14 protein-coding genes and 3 pseudogenes are annotated in these 19,035 nt (G+C 48.3%); all 17 read right to left on the reverse strand.

What is annotated here, in order from left to right:
- Positions 1-12: 12 nt before the first annotated feature.
- The 17 genes and pseudogenes from L0M14_RS11255 to L0M14_RS11330 all read right to left on the reverse strand — a co-directional run bounded on the left by L0M14_RS11255 (position 13) and on the right by L0M14_RS11330 (position 19,014).
- The gene (locus L0M14_RS11255; RefSeq protein WP_405030833.1) at positions 13-912 is read right to left on the reverse strand and encodes a carbohydrate ABC transporter permease; all 900 of its coding nucleotides are present in this window, start codon (positions 910-912) and stop codon (positions 13-15) included.
- On the reverse strand, positions 913-1,854 hold the full coding sequence (locus tag L0M14_RS11260; protein WP_235122880.1) for a carbohydrate ABC transporter permease: 942 nt from the start codon (positions 1,852-1,854) through the stop codon (positions 913-915).
- 19 nt (positions 1,855-1,873) lie between these two features.
- Positions 1,874-3,658 (reverse strand): ABC transporter substrate-binding protein, encoded by a 1,785-nt coding sequence (locus L0M14_RS11265; protein ID WP_235122174.1) that lies wholly within the window; start codon positions 3,656-3,658, stop codon positions 1,874-1,876.
- Complete coding sequence (locus tag L0M14_RS11270) at positions 3,613-4,152, reverse strand: carbohydrate-binding protein (protein WP_235122175.1); 540 nt, start codon at positions 4,150-4,152, stop codon at positions 3,613-3,615. Before L0M14_RS11270 ends, L0M14_RS11265 begins: the two co-directional genes overlap by 46 nt.
- Positions 4,110-4,841, reverse strand: a complete 732-nt coding sequence (locus L0M14_RS11275; protein WP_235122176.1) for a carbohydrate-binding protein — start codon at positions 4,839-4,841, stop codon at positions 4,110-4,112. Before L0M14_RS11275 ends, L0M14_RS11270 begins: the two co-directional genes overlap by 43 nt.
- A gap of 23 nt (positions 4,842-4,864) precedes the next feature.
- Positions 4,865-5,985, reverse strand: a pseudogene (locus tag L0M14_RS11280) (ABC transporter ATP-binding protein).
- Positions 5,986-6,096: 111 nt separating this feature from the next.
- Positions 6,097-7,137, reverse strand: a complete 1,041-nt coding sequence (locus L0M14_RS11285; RefSeq protein ID WP_235122177.1) for a dienelactone hydrolase family protein — start codon at positions 7,135-7,137, stop codon at positions 6,097-6,099.
- An 84-nt stretch (positions 7,138-7,221) separates the two neighbouring features.
- Entirely contained in the window at positions 7,222-7,434 is a 213-nt protein-coding gene (locus tag L0M14_RS11290) for a helix-turn-helix domain-containing protein (protein WP_235122178.1), read from the reverse strand.
- 202 nt (positions 7,435-7,636) lie between these two features.
- Positions 7,637-8,110, reverse strand: a complete 474-nt coding sequence (locus tag L0M14_RS11295) for a cupin domain-containing protein (protein WP_235122179.1) — start codon at positions 8,108-8,110, stop codon at positions 7,637-7,639.
- A 123-nt stretch (positions 8,111-8,233) separates the two neighbouring features.
- Positions 8,234-9,301 (reverse strand): sialidase family protein, encoded by a 1,068-nt coding sequence (locus tag L0M14_RS11300; protein ID WP_235122180.1) that lies wholly within the window; start codon positions 9,299-9,301, stop codon positions 8,234-8,236.
- Between the two features lie 37 nt (positions 9,302-9,338).
- A complete protein-coding gene (locus L0M14_RS11305; RefSeq protein ID WP_235122181.1) occupies positions 9,339-11,522 on the reverse strand; it encodes an MGH1-like glycoside hydrolase domain-containing protein in 2,184 nt (727 codons plus the stop codon).
- An 80-nt stretch (positions 11,523-11,602) separates the two neighbouring features.
- Positions 11,603-12,579, reverse strand: a pseudogene (locus tag L0M14_RS11315) (sialidase family protein).
- Positions 12,580-12,581: 2 nt separating this feature from the next.
- The gene (locus L0M14_RS31850) at positions 12,582-12,734 is read right to left on the reverse strand and encodes a hypothetical protein (protein WP_350340497.1); all 153 of its coding nucleotides are present in this window, start codon (positions 12,732-12,734) and stop codon (positions 12,582-12,584) included.
- A gap of 52 nt (positions 12,735-12,786) precedes the next feature.
- Entirely contained in the window at positions 12,787-14,148 is a 1,362-nt protein-coding gene (locus L0M14_RS31855; protein WP_350340510.1) for a glycosyl hydrolase family 95 catalytic domain-containing protein, read from the reverse strand.
- Positions 14,149-14,265: 117 nt separating this feature from the next.
- Positions 14,266-15,030, reverse strand: a pseudogene (locus tag L0M14_RS31860) (glycoside hydrolase family 95 protein); the annotation flags it as partial.
- Positions 14,978-17,695 carry a hypothetical protein gene (locus L0M14_RS11325; protein WP_235122183.1) on the reverse strand — a complete coding sequence of 906 codons (2,718 nt, stop codon included), beginning with the start codon at positions 17,693-17,695 and terminating at the stop codon, positions 14,978-14,980. The gene L0M14_RS11325 and the pseudogene L0M14_RS31860, both read right to left, overlap by 53 nt.
- Positions 17,692-19,014, reverse strand: a complete 1,323-nt coding sequence (locus tag L0M14_RS11330; protein WP_235122184.1) for an alpha-L-fucosidase — start codon at positions 19,012-19,014, stop codon at positions 17,692-17,694. Before L0M14_RS11330 ends, L0M14_RS11325 begins: the two co-directional genes overlap by 4 nt.
- Between the last annotated feature and the right edge of the window lie 21 nt (positions 19,015-19,035).

Below are 19,035 nucleotides of genomic sequence, written 5' to 3' on the forward strand. Positions count from 1 at the left end.
AACAGATCGGCATCATTTGATTCCAGAATGCGCCATTGTTGCGATCACTTTGCTCTGGAACACAAGAAACATAATCAGATTCGGCAAAAACAGCAGAAGCGCAGCCGCAGCCGCAGCGCCTTGCCTCGCCACACTGTTCGCCATTCCGCTCGTTAGTGTCTCCACATAAAATGGGAATGTTTTCATCGTTTCGTCCTGCATGTAAAACGTTGAGGTTGTAGCATCCTTCCAGGCTGAATCGAAGGCGATTATCCCTATCGTCGCTACCGCCGGCATGAGCATGGGGATCACGATTCGAAGGAAGAGCGTAAGCTCCCTGGCACCGTCCATTCGTGCGGAATCCAGAAGCTCATCCGGCAGCTGGTCGATGAACTGCTTCATCAGGAATACCCCTGTCGGCACAGCGACAAGCGGCAAAACGTGTCCCCAGTAGGTATCGAAAATATGCAGTTTGCTGACAATTAAATATTTAGGGATTTCTACGGTTTCCGGCACAAACACAAGCGTTAATAAAATCGTGGAGAACACTAGCTTATGTCCGGGAAATTTATGCTTGGAAATTGCATAAGCGCACATAGCGCTCGTCATCGTGATTAGAAAAACGGCCAAGGCCGTGACGACCACACTGTTAAATAAATAACGGGAAACCGGGACGGCAGTGGTTTTCGTAGTAGCCAAAAGCTCTGCGAAGTTTTGCAAAGACGGCTCTCTCACAAAGATGTTAGGCGGGTAAATAAACAGCTCTTGATATGGCTTGAAAGCATGATTAATAATGTACACGATAGGAAGAAGCATAAAGATGCTTAATACGACGAGCAGTACGGCTGCAAATATTTCAAACGGGCTCATCCGATGAAATCTTATTTGTGTTCGCCACGTAAACATTTTGCGTAACATTCCTGCAGCATTCATTTATTCGTCCTCCTTCGTACCGAAGAGCTTCCAGCTCAGTTTTTGGGCAAGGTATACGATTGTCAGCAGACAAACGGTCAACGCAGTTGCATATCCCAGCTCAAACCGTTTGAAGGCATAATCGTCAATATGAGTCGTAATCATATGCCCTGCGTATTCAGGCGTCGGATTCATACCGGATAACGCTGTTCCGATCGTAGACATTTGGACCGCTCCGACGATAGCCATGACTGCGCCAAACAGCATTTGCGGTTTTGTGGATGGGATCGTGATGTACCATACTTCCTCCAACCGGCTTCGTATGCCATCCAATCTCCCCGCCTCATACAACTCTGGATTCACATTCAAGATTCCGGCCAACATGCCGAGGAAACCGATCCCCATGCTTTTCCACAGAGAGACTACGACCATGGAAGTCATCAAATGCTCTTCACTTGTTACCCATGCCACCGGTTCGCTGATCAAGTTCATCTTCAGCAAAAAACTGTTCAGATAACCGATTCTGTCGCTGGAGAGCATCGGCGTCCAAATAATGCTCATTGCGACCAGACTCGCTAACGATGGTGTATACATCGCTAGCGTAAACCATTTGCGGTACACGCCCGGCAAGATGGAGATGAGCCAAGCGAGCATAAAGGCGCACATATATCCGCCTGACCCGACAATCAGAGAAAACGAAAGTGTATTCGGCAGCGCATATTTGATAAGGATTAAGTCCTGAGAAAGCATGTTACGGAAATTGTCCCAACCAATAAAATGGGGCGCTTCGATGGCATTATAATAGGTAAAGCTGAGCGCTAAAGCGGACAATACCGGAAGTAAAATGAATATGATGAAACAGATCAGGAACGGAGCTATGAATAAATACGAGACGCGGTATTCCCATAACGTTCGCAGAGCTGCCATGAGTTTGTTTTTACGAATTTTGGCATGAGCTACCATTCCGGGAAGTACCGATGTATTACTTTTCAACATATTTATCCACCCCTCCCCACGGTTTTGTAATGACAGGTAAATTCAATGATCGCACAAGCTTTCCATTCGCATCGATAAAATGAAACTCTTGCATTTTCCTTTGCACTTCCCGATCAACTTCTTTAATGGCAGTCTCAAGCGATGTCCGATAGTTTTCCCCGCCGATCACAGTTCGGGTCCATGCATTCTTGATCTCCCGTTCCATATAATAGCTGCCGGGTACTTTCGCAACTTCCCGGAACCATCTCCACTGTTCCAATATGGACTGTAAGTCCTCTTCCTTCCATGGCAGCTTCACAAACGCATCGACATTAGCTGTATACCAACGGAACGTCACACCGTTAAGGGTTTCCAAATCAGTCCCATACTTTTCTTGCACGTCTGCGGACATCCACCATTTAAGGAATTCCCAGCTTTCCTGAGGCTTCTTCGTATGCTTAAAAATCGCTGATGCGAACTGATCCCCGCCATTACCGCCGGTCCACCGTACGACAGTCCCATCTTCCTGCTTCACTCCGGGAATAGGCGCAACTCCCCACACACCGTTCAGCTCCGGCGCCGCAACGCTCAATTGAAGATAGGCATTCAAATCGGCTATACCAATCGGATACGATCCGTCCCGGAAATGCTGGACAAAATTATCGCTTCTTTGATCAATGCCGTATTTGTTTTGCAGTTCAGTCCATGCTTTGAACGCTTCAAAGCTTTTCTCCGAACTTAAGCCCGTTCTGGATCCATCCTGCTTATAATATTCGAGTCCGTGCATCTGCAAAAATATGCTGTGCTCAACCGGTGTAAAGTTCATTTCATTCTGTTGAAGAATAGGCAGCATCCGATATACGTCATCCCAGGTATCCGGAACGCTTAATCCAAGATTTTTTAGAATATCCTTACGGTAAAACATGACCGAGAACGCCTGAGTTTCGGGTACGGCGTAATATCCTCCATCATAGTAGTAAGGCATCCATGAACCCGGAGCAAACTGGTCGTACATTTCCTCAAAATCCGGAAATTGTTTGAGATTGTAAACCCCGTTGCGAATCGCATAATCGAACGGCGTATCATGAGGCAGCCCGATCCCGACGTCGGGAGCAATACCAGCAGCATTCATTAATAAGAGAAGTTTATCGTCCTTGAGAAGATTCACTTTCACTTTGATTCCCGTTTGCGGGGTAAATGATTCATCCGCCATATTTTGAAGCAAGTTCACGTAGTCCCGCCCGCGGTTCATCCACACATTAAGCACTTGTCCGTCTTCTTGATCGGATTTCTTGCTTGATACAAAAGAATTGAAAAAATTGATGATCGACCCTTCAATCTTTTCGCTAATCGTCGCTTCCATCTTAGGAAACGATTGGTTAGCCGGAACAATAAAGAACCGGTCCAACTGAAGAGGCTGGGAACTGAGTTGCTTGGCCAGATCCGCCAATTTGCCTTGCAACTTATTCAAACGGCCTGCATCATACGGAATTTCATCCGGATATTTTAAAAGCGTTTCGATATCTTTGCTTACAGTGACCAGCCCCTGGGATATCGCATCAGGTCTTCCATTGACCTTAATCAATAGCTCTCTTGTTGCTGTAAGCTTGTTATTCAATTCCTCCAATTGTTCAACAAAGCCGGGCAAATCTTTTTTAAGATCCCAGGTCCTGTTTATATCGTCGACACCGCCAGTTAATGTGCGTAAATCAGCCGACAGCTTAATCAATGTTTCCATCGCATTATTCATTTCATCGACGATTGGAACGATCGGAGCCTGTGTAACACGCATCGAAATCGTGTTACTCCTTTTTGCAAATAAAACTCATAAGGTGTACCTTGCTCGTCGGCAAGCGCCGTTCCTTTCCATCCCGAATCATAAGGGAATCGGTAAGCAGTCAGCTCGGAAAAAGGCACTTTGCCATTAATCAAAATCGAACGAAACGATGACCGGTTAGACACAAAAGACTGCTGCTCGCGCATTGCTATTTTGTAAAATCCGGTTTCCGGAACATCAAACCCCCAACTGATTTCCTGGTTATTCGTCGACCAGTGGTTGCCATCGATCGTGTTGTAGCTGATTTTCCCCCGTACATATGGGGAGTTGGCAATATCATTATCGAAAGCAAGCGTGATTGAAGAATCGTTCTTCCATTGCACTTGTTCCGCTTCAATCACAATCGGATCGCTTTGTGCGGACGCTGCATCCTTCGGCAGTCCTTCTCTTACGGTTTTGTAATCCGCTATAGGGTCAGGCGCCTTGAAGGTGATCGATTCAAGCGCCATCGGATCACTGCCGGACAGCCGGATTTTGTGCTTCCTGGACTCAAATTCCATAACAGCGGATCCGTGTACGCCCCGGACATATCGCGCAATTCCCACGTAAGCCAACCGGATATGTCGTCAGCTGCCGGGCGTATTTCGTCGCCGTTGTCGTCTTTTCGGATCGGAAGCTTATCCTTCCAATGACGATAAAGTTCGATCGACTTGGACTCCATGAATGGAGTTGATCCATCCACAGTCAGGCTCAGTGCAATCGGCTTACGGTCTCTCGAGTCCACGAATGGATGATAGGACATTTCTATGGCATAGAGCCCGCCGCTTGTTACATTCAAATCGTACTCGATCCATTCGTCGCCTTTGGCGCTCCAGACCAATACGCCGTCTTTGCCCTGATAGGAATCTATAGCCGTGTGGGCGTTGTCCGATTTAGCGGCAATGGTTGATCCGGATATCGTGAAGCTTTCGCTATGATTAGCATCAACGCCTTTCTTTTTCCACTCTTCAAGCACTTTAGCGTAGTTGGGTACTAGCTCTTTGGATAATTGTGATAAATCACCGGTACCGGCGGCCTTGGATGTTTCTTTAGACAGGACGTTATGATTGTCAGCCAGTACGGATAAAGCCGGGCCCAACGCACATAATATGGCCAATATGAAGGACATCCACGCCCGTGTTCGAAATAATGCTTTCAACTCCATCCCTCCCGATGCACCGCTTAGTACGCCAGATTCTCTGTAGAATCTTTATCAAAAAACAGTGCTTTCTGCATATCTAATGTTACGACAAGCTTCTCATTGTCCTCAAAATGGTGGTCGGCTGGAGCTCTGGCAATGAGCAATTGCGACACACCGATATCCAAGTATAGATACATGTCCGCCCCCATCAATTCGTTCAACTTTTGAACACCCACGATTTGCGAATGGGGATTCGCGTCTCGAATAATGGGTTCCAAATGAATATTTTCACAGCGAATACCGAGTATGACGTTTCTATCGATTTTCTTTTTTTCCTTAACATATCTGACTGCGAGGCTGGGATTTTCAAAAAATATCGGTTGGTATGAAACTCCAGTAATCCGCCTTCGCTTTCAAGTATCTTTCCTTCTATAAAATTAATCGGAGGCGTACCAATAAATCCGGCGACGAACATATTTCTAGGATTGTTGTAGATCAGCTTCGGTGTATCTACCTGTTGGATGACTCCGTCTTTCATAACTACGATCCGATGGCCCATCGTCATCGCTTCCACTTGGTCATGCGTCACATACACCATCGTTACGCCAAGCTGCTTCTGAAGGCCGATGATTTCTGTTCGCATCTGAACTCTCAGCTTCGCATCCAGATTAGAAAGCGGCTCATCCATCAAGAAGACCTGGGGATTACGGACGATCGCTCTGCCAAGCGCTACACGCTGGCGCTGCCCGCCGGAAAGCTGCCTCGGTTTCCGATCCAGAAAAGGCTCAATTTCCAGGATTCTGGATGTGCTTTTGACGGCCTGATCGATTTCGTTTTTTGCCATTTTCCTTAGTCGCAGACCAAAGGCAATATTTTCATATACGCTCATGTTCGGATACAAGGCATAATTTTGGAAAACCATGGCAATGTCCCTGTCTTTCGGCGGCAGATGGTTGACGAGCTTATCCCCGATATAAAGTTCTCCTGATGTGATATCCTCCAATCCGGCGATCATCCTCAGCGTAGTAGATTTCCCGCAGCCGGAAGGACCGACCATGACGATAAACTCCCCGTCTTGTATCTCTAAGTGGAAATCCCTTACAGCATAAGCTCTTTCTTTACCAAAACGCTTTTCTACGTGGTTCAATAGAATTCGCCCCATTGAAGTACCTCCTATAGGTCATATCAATACTTGATTGATAACGGTTTCAATTCTCTGATTCTTTTATTATACATCTCGCATTTGAACGCATTATAGGTGATGATTACTTAGTTATAGGGGGAATCCTGCTTTCAGTCCCTTTAATTGCTTCTCCAGCCAATCGAATGATTGACGTCCTGACACCTCGTGCTTCCCTGGAAACAAATCCACTTCGAGCCTCTCCTTATGACCTGTACTTTCATAAATTTCCCGGAGAACAACAGCAGCTTCTCTTACCGATTCTGCCGGAAAAAGCGGGTCATCCAAGCCTGATTCGACGAACAGCGCTCTCGGCGCTATCAATCCGATGAGTTCAGGCAGATCTGCGTAAGGAAGAATCGCGGGTAAATAATTGTCTATACAGTGGTTGACTGACAACAAGCTTCCTCTAAACGTACTTGTAAACGCGCAGACAACAGCAGCCTTGATACGGTCATCCAACGCAGCTGAAAGCGAAGCAATCAAACCGCCCCCGGAAAATCCGATCGTGCCGATCCGCTCAGCATCTGCTTCTTCTCTGGTTCGTAAATAATCAAGCGAGCGCATGGCTTCATAAATTCGCAATCCGGTCAGCGTTTTGCCATACATAAGAAGACGCGATGCTAGCGGTGCGCAGGAGCTGCTCTTCTTCGGATCTTTTTTCATATCGGACGATAATCTGCGATCACCGAAGCCGATAATTTCCGGAGCGATCACAACCATACCTTTTTTCACTAACTGTACCGCGTAATGCTGAGGCATACCCTGCTTTTCCTCGTCTACGCTTCCGTCCGGCCGCAATCCGACAATCTCTCTGCTGCCATATCCATGGCCATGCCACGCGAGTACTGCGGGGGCTGCTTCCTCAAGCCTATGCGGAATAAGAACATACGCGGGTATCTGGAGATAGGCGTCAGATTGGTAAACGACCCTTTCCATCGAATAATCGCCCATGTCTTGCTTCTCCAGTACAACTGCGTTCAATTCATCCGGCGGCGGGTCAAAACTCCCCAATACTTCAATCAGCTTGGCCCTCACCTTCTCCTTTCGCTCGTTCCATGTTGGTTCGATGCGTCTCATCTTATCGCTTGCGTTCATATATAAATGATCCATATAGAGATCCGGACACCACATAGGCCTCATCCTCCGACATTAACTAGTTCATAAACTTGCGTATAACAAAAAAAGCTGCTCCATATCAATGGCCAGCTCTTATAGTTAGCATGAAATTTCTGTCTCATCCAATTCCTGGAAGTTTTGTCGATACTGTCGTGGCGTTACCCCTGTTTTTTTTCGGAAAAGAGCATGAAAGAACTTCATATCCTGATAACCGACCTGGTTCGCAATCTGATAAATGGGAATGTCTGTAGACTTCAATAGTTCGCAGCATTTCTGTATGCGTACGTTTTGTAAATATTGCGTAAAGGACAAGCCGGTCGATTTTTTAAACAGTCGTTGGAAATGGCTGGCGCTTAAAAAAAGTAATCCGCCACATCCTGAACCGTGAGGTTATTGGTATACCGGGTTTTAATAAAATGCACGACTTCGTCAAACATCCTGAATGAAACGGCTTCCGTTTCATTAATCAACTCGAAACGCTGCAACAGCACCAGCATCTGAATAAGCAACGCCGTTATAACAGTCTCGAAGCCAGCGCTTTTTTCAAATATTCCCTGTACATATTATGCATAATCGATGAAAAAGTATCGTGCTTGTCCTGAAAGTGCAGCCAACGCTCGGAACAATTGGCCGGATCATGGATGGCGTGATACGTCACGGAGTCTTGCTGCATCAAGGGCTTCCACTTCTCAAGCAAATCTTCGCGGAAGATACAATTATAGATGACGAGCATTTTATCTTGCTTTGGAGAGGAGGGACGAAACACGTGTGACGTACCAATCGGTATGACGAACAAATCTCCCTGCTTTACGGATATAACTTGATCCTCGATGTAATGATAACCGCAGCCTTCTCCTACAAAGCTGATTTCTACGAAATCGTGAGTGTGCTGCTGAGTTGTAAACGATTCCAACTCTCGATTCAAGAAAATATCCAATTTATTCTCAAAAAATAATTCGCCGCTTAAATGGCCGATTCTCCCATCCATAACCGTCACCTTCTTTTGCAAGTTATTTGTGATCTGGCTTATCCATGTATGCGAGTCTCCAAGAAGTCGGGGATAGCGGGGAATACGCCGATGCGTATCCCCTGCTTGATCCTGAATAAGTGTCTATTGCCACTCTTTTATCCATTGTTCCGGCAAACGAACATATTTGATACCTTTACGAAGATAAGAAAAAGCAAGATGTATGCTTCCGTCTCGAGCTGCAATAATGGAAGGATAGGAATATCCAATTTCGCTGTCTTTATATTCCAGATCCGCCATCTGTACGTTTCTGAAGTGGGGCCAGGTCTTCCCTTGATCTTCCGATATAGAAACAGTGAGGGGCGTGCGCAGCGGTTTTTTGCGGAATTCCCCTTTTCTTTGAACCCATCGGAATTGATCGCGTTCCATTGTTGAATTGTTATAAATCAATGCCAAGTGGCCATTCTGCAATGTAATCAATTGCATAGATGAATTGTTATTCGGCAGATCGCTTTTGGCCGGGACCGACCAGCTCTTTCCGTTATCATGTGAAATGCTGGTGTAGATCCGGTCCGCCTGCCGGCTGCGAAACATCGCATAGAGTGTTCCGTCCTGGAGTTCCACTACGTTCATCTGTACGCGGTGTGTGCTGCCGGGAACTTCGTATTCGTGCCAAGTTGCTCCTTGATTGGAGCTGATCAATACGACACTATAGTGTCCTTCGAGCTTGCAATAATAAGCCGGCAGCAGCCAGTCACCGTTCTGCAGCACAAGGGGAGGATGACGTAAAAAGATTCCAGGTCCGCCCGACAAAACCTCGGCAGCACCCCAAGTAATCCCTTGATCTTCCGATACCCGATAGACGATCTTGGAAGTTCTCTGGTTATGCGGTTCGTTCGATGTATGAAACAGCCAAAGACTTCCGTTATCGGCTTGGAACAAAACTGGATTTTGCTCGGATCGTTCCGGGTCGCCGGATAGCTGAATCGGTTCAGACCATTGACTGGACCCGGCCGGTAATCTGGACATTACGACATTCGTATCAGGATTGCCCTCCCCGCTGCCCGAAAACCAAACACAAAGCAGGTCCCCATTATCCAACTCGAGTAAATTAGCCGCATGGTTGTCGTTTGGATGAAAAGCGGGAAGATAGGCTTCCTGCAGCAGAGCATCCTTTTCGGACGGGGAAACGACGCCGTTAAATCGGTTCATTATGGGATCGTACCTTCCTTTCATCATGCACGTATTTTCAAGTTCGAGACAGTTCTTGAATCGGAAGTTCTATGCGGCATAGCGTGTCGTTTGAGAAAACGAGCTTGTTGTTCACGTACAACCGGTAACCTTCTTCAAGTTCAGGGTGTTCACAGTGTACATTCGGGTTTCTGTATGTGATCCGAATGTCCAGACCGGCTGCTTTTACACGGTCCAGATAAAAGTAATCCAATCCGTTATCGATAGGATCCAACACGATCCGATCCGGCTCAATGCTTAAGCCAGCCACATGTGAAATGATTAGATCAATATAGAACGAATGATTGTATTCCTGTTCATCGCTGAGCGGTTCGCCCGTGGCACTGTTGTAATGCTCGACAATACCAGGCTGGCTGAGATCTCGTTTCATAAAGTGAAGAAATGAATACTCACGTAAAAAGTAGGCAAATTGCTGATCATATTGGTGATTTGTGCGCTTGCTCTCCTTAGCGAGAGCATCTAACGTAATCGAATTCGTGTAAGGCCAAGCAGGACCGTTCCATACGCAGCCGTTGCGGCCTTTGACAAAATGCCCCATCCAGCCTCCTTCTTTGGAATAAGCAGGGCAATCGGCGGAAACGGTTGGGAACGGACATTTTGTATTGAACTCGCGTACATCCAGTAAATGCTCCATCAACCCGTTATAACGATCATCAATCATTTGCGCCCATCCGGGATAAAAGCCAACAATATTTTTCACGAACGCTTTCTCATCGGTCTGATAGTGAAGGTCGTAAAAAAACTGAGTCTTCTCATCCCACATTTTTTCCAGAACGTCATGTTTGATGTTCTCGGCCATCTGATCATAAAGTTCCGCTTCCGGGTCCCCGGTAACTTTGCACACGTGTGCGATTGCGCAAGTGTTCAAATAATGATAAACGCTTCGATCCACTCTTTTCAGATGTGTGTAGGTTGTTTTATCTTTCGGATTTTTGGGAAAGTCGTGAAAAAACCAATAACTAGGCTGGTACTCTTTACCAGTTCGCGTATGCTTGTATTCGATCATCAAATAGTCGCTCTCGTTCCCATGAATGCGGTTACACTCCAATATTTGACGCTTCATGGAAGGCAGCAGCTCGGCGATTGTATCGAAATTGCGATGCACCAGGAAAAGTTGATACGCAGCCCAGCAAGAGAAGCTAGCGAATGCATGCATGACCGTATCGACCGTCATACAGCTGAATTGCCCGTCTTCTCCGGGAGATGCCGCCATATTGCGCAAAGGTCCCTCACTGTATACCGGATCCTGGTACCATCTCGCATCCATGATATGCAGCGGTACCGATAAATTAATAAGTTTGCTAAACTCCCAGCCTCCCTTGCTGAACGGTTGCTTGCTTTTCTTATGCGACCTACCTTCGTAGAACAACGGATGGGTCAAATTCCCGTACTGAGGATCCGCCAAATTGTGCCGTAGCAGAAACCAGCGGTAGAGCCAGGTCTTATCGAGCAGCGGATCGCTGCTTCCAAACACGGGGGTAAGGTCGAACCATTGCTGATATTCTTCCTTTTGCTTATGAATGAGCTGATCCGCCGTCAAACCGCCCTCTGCGTATGCGGAAGCTCGCGTTTTTAACAAGTCCAAATCGTCCAGACCGGAAATACCGAATGCCGCTGCTGCAATGAACGAAACCGATTCTCCAGATTTCACAAGCAGTCCCGTATAAAGTAACGGCTCGCTCACTGCGATGGCTCCTGCTATATCAAAACTGTAATGATCGATCTTAAAATGGCCCTGCAAATGACGATCGCATCTATCGTGAAATGGAGCCTTCAATTGCAGCACGAGATCCTTACCGCTGTGGTTGGTCCAAGTTTGAACGGAAACGGCGCAGTCGTTCCAGCTAATAAATTTACGTTCCGAAAAAGTGAGCCGATGGTCCATAAACTCCATATGCAGGTGACTCGGAAACCAATCGGACCGACAAGGTTCCAAGCTTTCCGTCAAATTGTTATGTATCTGAAAGAGTAAAGGAATATTGACTTTATGAATAAAATCGAATCTGCCTGAAAACCCGGGTAAAGGATCCAAATAGTCTGCCCACAACCTTGCTCCCGTCGAACCGAGCAGCATGGAGCCGGGATGTGCGAAGCGTTTTCCTGCCCGCTTGCAGTTGATCGACCAATGGGTTGACAGCCCGCATAATCCCACCCTCTCCATTTCGTGTATATCGTTGATCAAACTACCATCTTTACATCATTATATAATACTATCATGAGAGTTTCGTGGTATATTTTTCCTAAATTATAGGTCATTCCTGCTTAATCTTTTATAATAACTTTTTGAAATGCGATACGTTCCCTTTTCCATGTGTAGGTGATATAAAGTTCAAGTCCGTTGGCAATAATGGCCGGATAGGAATATTGCTTCTCTCCTTCATCCAACAGCAGCTCGCTCCCCCAAGTTAGGCCATTATCCTTGGAAATCCGTATCACGAGCGGTGTTCTCGGACCTTTCTTTTTGCCGGGCTCCGGACGCGTCGGATTAAAAACTAATGCCAACATCCCATTTTCAAGCTTCACCAGGTCGATTCCGCTGTTATTGTTGGGCAGATCTGTAGGATAGGCCTCACACCACGTTCTCCCCCGTCCGACGAGTCACTACGGTAAATCGCACCTTCTGTGCTGCGGGTGAGCATATGAACAATCCCCGGTGCCGATTCCCATAGGGTGGGTTGAATGATACCTTTCCCTGTAAACTTGTCGCGATTCAGCGGAACGGTTTCGCTGCGGGTCCACGTCTCACCTCCGTCGAACGAAAGGTCCACGAAAGCGTCCCAAGCTGGTTCTATCGACGCAGGAGCAGCTATAGTGCCGTCTTGCAGTGTAATCGGCTTATTTTTTACCGGCCCTCTTCCTCCTTGATCGCCTTCAACCAATGGAATAGGCGTCGTCCATGTGATACCTTCGTCCGACGAACGCATGACCATCGTGCTCCACTCGGCGATGTCAGCGCCTACTTTATAATATAGACATAACACACCGTCCGCCTTGCGAAAAAGTACGGGATTCCAATGAGGAATGTGGTCCATATCGGCTGTTTTTACAGGAGGGCTCCATTTGCCGTCTACTCTGCGCGAGGTCCAGATCGCGACATCTCCGGCTTTTTCCTTCGTTCCTCCGAACCAAGCAGCGATGATATTTCCCCCGGACAGCAGCTCCAAAGTAGAAGCATGACAGCTCAAAAAAGGTCTATCTTCCGCAAAAATAAATTCTTTGATTCGATCGGCATACCTCATGATCAATCACTCCTTGGAACAATTTCGTAGCAGCAGCCCTTGTTCGTTCCAAATGCAACGAGATTCGGTCCGAGCTCCTTGGCCGTGATACGGCTGCCATCCTGCAGCACTTCCACAGGTTCCGATATTCGCAGACGGAGCTCCTTGCCGGCCAATGATCGGATACTGGCGCGCCGCAGCTTGCCGTGCTCCCACTGGATATCGATCTCAAAAAGCGCCCCGTGCCCGAAGCCCCTTTACGCCGCCTGATTCCCATGAAGCCGGCAAAGCAGGGAGAAGCTGAACGGACCCGCCATGGCTTTGCAGCAGCAATTCAATTATTCCTGAGGCACCTCCCAAATTGCCGTCAATTTGGAAAATATTTAGCTTCACCTTCGGATGCCGGTGAGCGTTCATCAAGTTCGGATGCAAACCACCGAGCAATTCATTCAGGAAGCGGCTCGCTTCCTCAGGCTCTCCTAGTCGAGCCCAAAAGCTAATCATCCAGGCACAGCTCCAGCCCGTATGCGCGCCACCGTGTTCGATGCGGCGTTCAAGCGTTCTGCGGCAGGCGTCTGCGAGTTCCGGATGGTCATGCTGCGTAATTAGATCTAGCGGATGAAGCGCGACCAAATGCGCGATGTGGCGATGCCCCGGCTCGAACTCTTCGAAGTCATCCTTCCATTCCTGAAGCTGCCCGTATTTACCAATGCGAAACGGTGACATTCGTCGAAGCGCATTCTCTAATTCCTTGATAAAGCCGAGCTCGCCGTCCTCTTCGCGCAGGATGCGGAGCGCTTCCAAGCAATGAATGAACAGGCTCTTGAACAGTACCAGATCCATAGTCGCACCTTGCGTTACACTGCTTTTTTGCCCATCCGGCGCTAGAAAGTAATTTTCCGGCGATGTGGAAGGACATGTGACCAGAGTTCCATCCTTAGCCTCGACCAGCCAATCCATCGCAAACAAAGCGGCTTCCTTCATTGCAGGGAATGCATGTTTGAGAAATGACTCGCTTTGGCTGAAGGCATAATGCTCCCATAAATGCTCGCATAACCATGCTCCTGCTATCGGCCAAAACGCCCAACTCGGCGATCCGCTTACCGGCGTTGCAGTTCGCCACAAATCAATATTGTGATGGGCCGTCCATCCTCGGCACCGATAGTGAGTGCTGGCTGTCTTACGTCCTGTAACCCGCAGATCTTCAATCAAATCAAACAACGGCGAATGGCATTCAGATAGATTACCGGGCTCCGCCATCCAATAATTCATTTGGACATTAATGTTTGACGTCCAGCTACTGCACCACGGTGGTCTCATGCTATCGCTCCAAATGCCTTGCAAATTGGCCGGCTGTGAACCGGGGCGCGAACTGGATAGCAGCAAATACCGGCCGTATTGGAAAAACAGGGCAGCAAGATCGGGGTCAACGGCACCGTTCTTCACCGCTTTTATCCGAGCATCCGTTGGTGTTTCGCTGAAATCCGGACCGTCAAGATGGATGGAAGTGCGGCCGAACAATGCCGAATACTCGCGTATATGCCGTTCTTTCAACTGTTCATATCCCATCGATTCAGCCTTCATTAGCATGGCTTCACTAAGCTCAGTCGGACTTTTCCCTGATGTGGCCGGATCCTGGTCGAAACCGTTATAACTCGTTGCAGCCGTCAGCAGTAAAGTCACGCTTCCCGTCCCGATGATGCGAATCCTTCCGCCGTTGACTTCAACTCTCCCCTTATCTGTGAGAGCAAGCAGCTGCAGAGCATAACCGATCCCTCTACCCTCTGCATATTGAACGGGATCCGACGATTTGACGGTATTGGGCAAAACATGGACCGGACAGCGCCCGGACAGCGTCATCCGATTCCTTGACGATTTCTCGACTTGGAATTGCAGCGGGCTGTGAAGCAGGACGGTCATCCCGATTTTGCGTTCACTTTGCAGCCGTATAACCATGACTTGATCGACAGCTGAAACGAACACTTCTCTCGTGAAGATAGCATCGTTTTGGAAGATACTTCACGCTTGCGATCCCTTTTTCCAGGTCCAGTTCCCTTCGGTAGTCCGAGATACCTCCTGTTCATCGAAAACAAGCTCCAAATCGCCAAGCGGCAAATACGATTCGATCTCCGGACCTTCCATGTGCCGTTCTATCATGTTCTCAGCCTCAGCGTATTGGTTCGAAAAAATAAGATCGCGTACATGATCCAAATGATTTACGGCATCATAATTGACCGTATCTCTTGGTTCCCCGGACCAAATTGTATCCTCGTTCAGCTGAATACGCTCTCTGTCAGTGCCGCCGTACATCATTCCGCCGAACTGGCCATTGCCGACGGGAATCGCTTCAAACCAGGATGCAGCCGGCTGGGTAAACCATAACGCCAATCCCCTATCTGACATCTTCTTCCCTCCAAGTCTACTCGTACAGCCAATCCAAGGTAGCGATGCCGTCGTTCTTGTGCTCGACATCGCGCGTACGGATGTCCAGTTCAGCCGGAATCACACCTAAGATCAGGTATGCTCCCTTACCGAAATCGAGCGTATGCCTTCCAGCTTCATATAGAAACGTATGGACGTTCACGGATGGGTAGGCATACAGACGAAGCCCTTTACGCAATACTGGTGCATACCCGCCGCGGTCGTCGGCATGCGTGTTTTCTTCCAAGCTTGGGACTTGCAGCCATTGCTCATCCTTTGAGTTGAAATAGCCGATCAGCACTTTCGACGGGCGCTCCAGCTCAATATCGACCGTCAAACCTGACAATCCCGCTTGCCTTTGACTGAACCGGATTCCGGTTAATCCTTGTAGCTCCTCCGCGCAGCCGACAATGTGAATGTCACCGTCGGTGAACACTTCCGCCTCTTTTTCCACTCGGTATTTTTCAGCATAATCAGACAGTATTTTAAAAGGAGCCTCTTCCCATCGAACGATCGGAGCCTGACGATTTTTCAGAGCTTCGGGCAACAAGCCAGACTTAAGTTCCTGCAAATGAGTGCGGAAGGAGTGCAGCTCCGCAGTATACACCGGCAAGCATGCGGTCCAATGCCTGAAATCGAGTCCGCCCCGTATCGGTACTTTCCGCTGCGGCGTCTGCATACTGTTCGCGTATAAGTACCTCGTTTCTGTAAGAACCGTCAGCTCCCTGTAAGCGTTTAAACTTTGCTCCAACTGTTCAGCCGCTTCTTCCAGCAGATCGAGACGGTTAAAATACTCCCCTTTGACTGTATGCTTATACGTTAAAATGAAGATCGCCGCCCGTATTTTATGAACATACGCGTCTACCATAAGGCTAATGGCTTTCATATCGTCAGCCAAACGCTCAAATTCTTCTTGATTGCGAGATACGTGACTGCGTGCGCGTCCAATCGCTTGCACCGCTTGACGCGCATGCCTGAGGACATCGTCAATGATATCAGTCGGCGTCTCACCGACGTGCGGCTCTCCGCCCATTTCTTTAAGAATATACGCCTCCAACCGTTCGCCTTGGGGTGATTGGGATTCCCACAGATCCGGCCATGGCATATGACGTTCGGGGTTGGTGAGCTGACTCATCGTCATACCGAGACTCATCGTTTGGCGGTTGCCTTCGGTGATGCCGAATCGGCGCAATAGCTTAGGAGCACACTCGCCTGATGCCTCGTATGCGTCCAATACGGCTTCACCGGCTTCCCGGCTGCCGTAACGCTTGGCAAGTGTCTCGATCCAGTAATGGCGTTCAGCTTCCGGATCCCGATCCGGGTTCCAGGCATAGCGAAACCATGCCGCAAACCAAATCCAGTCGCGGTCCAGCTGCCGCAGACGCGGTACTGTTTTATCCGGCGCGTAGGGCCAATCCCAGAAAAACAAGGGATACAGGTGCAGACCGCTTACTTTCAAACGGTATTTGGCCGCCTGCATGCATTTTTGAATAAATGAAGGAGCTCCGTAACGGAATGGCTCCAGATTAGCCAATATGTGCACGTTCACAATATGAACCGTTTCAAGGGAACCAAGACGGTTATGGGTCTCCTGCCACTTGCCGCGCGGTGTGTAAGTCGTCAATGATTCGCCGTTGTACTTGGCCTCCGTATACAAATTCGGATACAATGGCAGTGCCGCTTCGATGACTTTTTGCGGTTCGATGGCATGCGAACGAAGAATAATCGGCGGCTTTTCCTTCACTTTTGACTCCTGCAGTCCTTCCAATAGCCCGGCAAGTATCGTTTCATTAAACCATTCCACCCCGTAAATTTGTCCTTGTAAAACTTCGCCCAGGCAAATCATCATTCCGACATTAGGAAACGATTGGACAAATGCGGAGATCGATTTCTTGTAGTAATCCCTCGTGATTGGCAGCGGCTTCGGTTGATGCAACTTCAAGCCGTGCTTTTCGGCAAACGGCAGCGGAATGTGAATGTTGTAAAATTTTACGACGACCCATATTCCCCGTTTGTCGGCTTCTTCCGTGAGGTATCTGAATGTCTTTACATTAAGTTCAAATTCTTCTTCCGAGACCTCAAGAGCTTCCGGATAGTCAGCCAGCTTGACCAGGGATGAGAACGGATGCCCGGACCATAGGTAAACCACGTTACACCGCTGCTCTACCATCATGTCGAGAAAATCCGTCCACAAAGCGCGATCGTAGAACCAAGGAAAGCGTTCCGGCGTGATTGGATATTCATACGTCTGACGCGGCGGTTCAACCGTTGTTTTCTGGAGACCGATTGCCGGTCCTCGAAGAGCAAATTGCGGTGCATCGCCGTAAGCAATATCGTCAGGCAGCTCCCCGTTAGATCGAATTCTTCGTGCCAGCTCTAAGCAGCCGTACAAGACGCCAGAATCACTCCCTCCTGAAACTGTCGTTAACTTCCCCGGACAAGAAGCGATATAATACCCTTCTCCCTCAGGAGCCTCCGTGTGATACAACAATACATCACGCTCTTCCAAACGCTGCAGCAATTCCGATTCTACGCGGTTTCCCGCAAAAATTTTTAGTCCCGGCGCCAATCTATAGTTATCCCAGGTCCAAGACGCTTCTGCTTGATGTACGGTATACCCGCAATCTTCTAGGGCTTGAGCGAGTTGGCTAAGTCCGAACTCCACCCGCGGTGCGCAATGGCGTTCGAAGCCTATCGTAACAGTTTTGGTTGTCATCTCTGCGCGGGCCCTCCTTTCAAAAACAATTCAATGACCGGAACCGTAACATCCGGTTTTTTCACCGGGAGCGATAGGACCAGTGTGCTTTCATCCCTGCCTTCTTTGTACGCTCCATTCTCGATGCCGCTCTCCACAAAACCTTGCTTAAATCGAATTTCAGAGGCATCGTTTAGCAGCTGCGCATATTCCACTTGTCCCGCCATACCTTGCAGATGAATGCTTTTAAACGGCCAGCTGTACACGTGCACATACAATCGGTTTAGTGAAGGATTATAGGTTAGACGACAATCTTGCGGACATCGGATTGATTCCGGCGCTTGTGTACAACCATAGATTGACCGGCTGTGCCGCCTCATCCATTCGCCGATTCCCTTCAAACGATCCATGGTACGTTCGTCAAATTCGCCGCGACCGGTAGGCCCGACGTTCAAAAGCAGATTGCCCCCCTTGCTGACGACATCAATCAGCATTTTAACCAGCATATCCACACTTTTCCATGACTCCTCATCGCGGTAATATCCCCAGGACCCGCTGAACGTATGAGGCGTCTCCCAAACAACACGTTTACCGTCAACTTGAACCCATTTGGTCGGCAAATATTGCTCAGGCGTCGTAATATCTCCGCCGATTTGCAGACGATCATTCAGCAAAATATTCGGCTTCAGCTTACGGATCAGCTTAATCAACTCCTCACTGCCCCAGTCTTCCTTCCCTTTGCCGGATAAGCCGTTTTCCGCAGGAAATGAAAAATCGTAAAACAGCAAATCTACGTTGCCGTATTCGGTCATCAATTCCTTCGTTTGCCCAAATAAATAATCGCGATAACGGGAAAAGTCCTTGTTAGCGTTATTGGAGACTGCTTCTGGATCAAAACGCAATGGATGCTTCGTATCTACGGTGTAATCCGGATGGTGCCAGTCAATCAGTGAGTGATAAAAACCGACTTTCATCCCCCGCTTACGAAACGCATCTGCCATCGGTCTGATCAAATCCCGACCGGCCGGTGTGTTCGGCGCTTTGTAATCGGTCAGCTTGGTGTCCCAAAGGCAAAATCCTTCATGGTGCTTAGTCGTCGCAACTACATATTTCATCCCGGCATCGAAAGCGAGTTGCGCCCACAACTCCGGATCGTACAAATCAGGGTCGAACTTATTAAAATATTTGTTTCGGTATGCTTCTCCGCTCAATCTCTCCCTTGACTGCAGCCATTCATGTCTCGCCGCCAGCGAATACAGCCCCCAATGGATAAACAGTCCGAACCGGTCGTGTGTAAACCATCCGCTGTCACCAGTTGTTTGTTCTACTTCAAAGGTCACAAGCTTTCCCCCTCTTTTTGA

It is taken from the genome of Paenibacillus hexagrammi (assembly GCF_021513275.1).
In the GTDB taxonomy this organism is placed as follows: Bacteria; Bacillota; Bacilli; order Paenibacillales; family NBRC-103111; genus Paenibacillus_E; species Paenibacillus_E hexagrammi.